This is a genomic window from Bacteroides sp. AR20, from assembly GCF_964250605.1.
Classification (GTDB): domain Bacteria; phylum Bacteroidota; class Bacteroidia; order Bacteroidales; family Bacteroidaceae; genus Bacteroides; species Bacteroides uniformis.
This window is the reverse complement of sequence record NZ_CAXUGK010000062.1, coordinates 1-2,630: the sequence shown is the minus strand read 5'-3', so window position 1 is coordinate 2,630 and position 2,630 is coordinate 1. Positions and strand designations below refer to the sequence as shown.

The window sequence follows — 2,630 nt, the reverse complement described above, 5'->3', positions numbered from 1 at the left end:
TTTAAGGGGGCATTGTTGAATGTTTTAAGGGGGCAGAATCGCTTGGTTTTAGGGGGCAGCTTACACTGGATTTTCCACTTGCTTTCGAGGGTAGCTGCTTTCATTACATTTCTCATGACTTTCTGTTTTTGAGGTTAGGAATAATCAATCGCAAGAATCGCTTGCGGTTGATGATGTAGCGGGGATGGTTCTTTGCAGCCTGCATCTTCATCAAACCCCACTCGCCATACTTGGCATTGAGGTGGAAGGTCGCCCAGACAAGTACCGAAGCGGAGATGATACCCAGTGCGATACATATCCATTGGTTCACGCCTGCCATATACAGCACCATAAAGGCTATGAGTATGGCGAGCAGACCGCCAGCGAAGATGAAGAGGTATTGGCTGCGTAGCCCCTTGAACTCGGGGCTACGACCAATCCCTTTGTTGATTTGATAGACCGCCATATTAGAGGAAGAATGAACGTAAGATGGTGGCGGCTACAATCAGGAAGATACAGGCACCGAACCAAGAGGCTGCGGTCTTCGAGGTATCGGGGTCGCCCGAAGAGAACTTCGAATAGACCTTCACGCCACCGATAAGACCGACTACGGCTCCCACTGCGTAAATCAACTTGGTACCGGGATCGAAATACGATGTTACCATGTTGGTAGCCTCGGTGATACCTGCGATACCGTTACCCTGTGCAAATGCACTCACTGTTGCAAGCATAAATGCTGCTGCGAATAATACTTTTTTCTTCATACGTCGAAATGTTTTTTAGTTATACAAAAAGTGATTTCGACTGCGAATATATAGCACTTAATCCATTGATTTTCAAATCGGTCTATACACGTCATAACGTGTCATCAGATGTCATAGTTGGGGTGTTTTGAAGGGTGGATTTTGGGGTGAAAAGAGGTCGTGAGGAGTTATAAATGATGTGCCAAATTTGAAATAGATTTTGTATCGAAGAGTGAATTTATGGAAATAGAAAATGATAATTTGCACTATTTATGGAAATAGAAATAAATAAATCGCATTATTTATGGAAATAGATTACGGAAAATTTGCTGTTTTATGGAAATAGAATTATTTTTGCAGTAAAATAATATGAATTATGAATACTCAGACATTACTATCAATAGTAGCAGACCAGCGTGAGGAGTTGCTAGCGAATGATTACTCGGAGTTGTGCCCACGTCCTGAAGAATCACAACTTGACTTAAAGAGCAATCGAGCTCAGGTGGTGATAGGTGTCAGACGATGTGGAAAATCAACATTATGCGAAATGTTCCTTAAGCAAAAGGGGATTGACTTTGCCTATGTAAACTTTGATGATGACCGAATGGAGGATATGAAGGCAAGTGATTTAGACCATTTGCTTGAAGCATTATATATGACTTATGGAGAGTTCAAATATCTGTTCCTTGATGAGATACAGAATATAGAAAGCTGGCCATTGTTTGTCAATCGATTGCTTCGCCAGAAAATGCATCTATTTATTACAGGTTCTAATTCTAAATTACTCAGTAAGGAATTAAGTACACATCTGACAGGAAGAAATAATAAGGTAGAACTCTATCCTTTCTCATACTCCGAGTATTGTACAATGAAAAAGATAGATACCACTTCGCTATCAACAAAAGCGAAGGGTATTCGCAAAAGTACCCTACATGAATATCTTCTACAAGGCGGATTCCCGGAATTGTTCAATGAAAGTAATCGTAGAGGTTACATTAACGGATTATTGGATGCCATCATCAAGAATGATATAGCAAAACGTTTCAAAGTTCGCAATGTGGAAGCATTACGAAGAATCGCAGCTTATCTTGCCGATAATTATTGTCAGGAATTTGTCGCAAAAACGGTAGGAGAATTATTCGGAGTATCAAATCATACGGCTGAGAACTATTATTCCTACCTTAAAGAGGCTTTTCTATTGGTAGGAGTAAATCGTTTCTCATATAAAAGTAAAGATCGTGTAAGAAACGAAAAGGTTTATGTAGTGGATACTGCATTTGTCACAGAACGCAAGGATAATTTCTCATTGGAAAATCTCGGCTGGAAGTTGGAGAATATAGTATGCATTGAGCTGATGCGTCGCTATAAGCCACTCTTTTGTGATGTTTTCTACTATAAGGAAACATCTTCGCAAGTTGATTTTGTTATAGCAAAAGATGGCAATGTGCAAGATTTGATACAGGTATCATACGATATCTCTACTGAAAAGACACGCAATAGAGAGATTAGAGGTTTGAAGAATGCAGCCAAGAAACTAAAGTGCAATAATCTTACGCTTGTAACATTTGAAGAACAAGAAACAATTGAGGAGGATGGTTACACCATAAATGTTGTTCCTGCTACAGAGTGGTTGCTTAACAAATAAATCTTATTTAATTTACTAATAGCAAGGCAAGAATCATAAAGCGCAAGGCTTTACGATACTTGCCTTACTTGTTAATTGGAGTAGCTGAATACACATATAAACGCTGACACCCCTATTCACATCGGAGTGCCAGCCCAGTTAACCAAATATATAAACAATGAAAAAAGAATGTTTATTACATAAATTGGCACTATAAAATATTTTGTGTAAATGTAAAATACGGGATTCAGTATGGGTTCCGTATTTTTTATTTAATAGCTTTG

The 2,630-nt window shown here is 39.0% G+C and carries 3 protein-coding genes; 1 reads left to right on the top strand and 2 read right to left on the bottom strand.

Features of this window, described 5'->3' with window-relative positions; all coding sequences use genetic code 11:
* Nucleotides 1-112: 112 nt before the first annotated feature.
* Together ACESTD_RS18340 and ACESTD_RS18335 are read right to left on the bottom strand one after the other, a co-directional pair.
* Entirely contained in the window at nt 113-445 is a 333-nt protein-coding gene (locus tag ACESTD_RS18340; protein ID WP_373159097.1) for a DUF4133 domain-containing protein, read from the bottom strand.
* A 1-nt stretch (nt 446) separates the two neighbouring features.
* A complete protein-coding gene (locus tag ACESTD_RS18335; RefSeq protein ID WP_007664658.1) occupies nt 447-743 on the bottom strand; it encodes a DUF4134 domain-containing protein in 297 nt (98 codons plus the stop codon).
* Between the two features lie 355 nt (nt 744-1,098).
* Between ACESTD_RS18335 and ACESTD_RS18330 the strand changes: the two genes are divergently transcribed.
* Nucleotides 1,099-2,367 carry an ATP-binding protein gene (locus tag ACESTD_RS18330; protein WP_373159096.1) on the top strand — a complete coding sequence of 423 codons (1,269 nt, stop codon included), beginning with the start codon at nt 1,099-1,101 and terminating at the stop codon, nt 2,365-2,367.
* Nucleotides 2,368-2,630 lie beyond the last annotated feature (263 nt).